Raw genomic sequence first — 243 nt, 5'->3', positions numbered from 1 at the left:
GTGGAGATCGTCAGACCGCGTTCGCGCAGGCTGCGGAGGAACTCGGTCCAGAAGTCGGTGGTCTCCGCGTCACCGATCGCCATGCCGAGCACTTCCCGGTGACCGGTCGCGGCAACGCCCGTGGCGACCACGACGGCTTGGGAGACGACGCGCCCGCCCTGGCGGATGTCGAGATAGGTCGCGTCCAGGAACAGGTAGGGGAACCAGGTGTGGTCCAGGCGGCGGTGGAGGAACTCCGCGACG

At 68.7% G+C, this 243-nt stretch carries 1 protein-coding gene; it reads right to left on the bottom strand.

The window, feature by feature from the left end:
* Positions 1 to 243, bottom strand: a 243-nt coding sequence (locus M3B01_RS14590) for a transposase (protein WP_259793277.1), incomplete at both ends; no start/stop codon positions are given.

Origin of the sequence: Brachybacterium sp. p3-SID957, from assembly GCF_025144775.1 — a bacterium.
Classification (GTDB): domain Bacteria; phylum Actinomycetota; class Actinomycetes; order Actinomycetales; family Dermabacteraceae; genus Brachybacterium; species Brachybacterium epidermidis.
The sequence above is the reverse complement of the archived record's forward strand: the minus strand, read 5'-3'. Positions and strand labels throughout refer to the sequence as shown.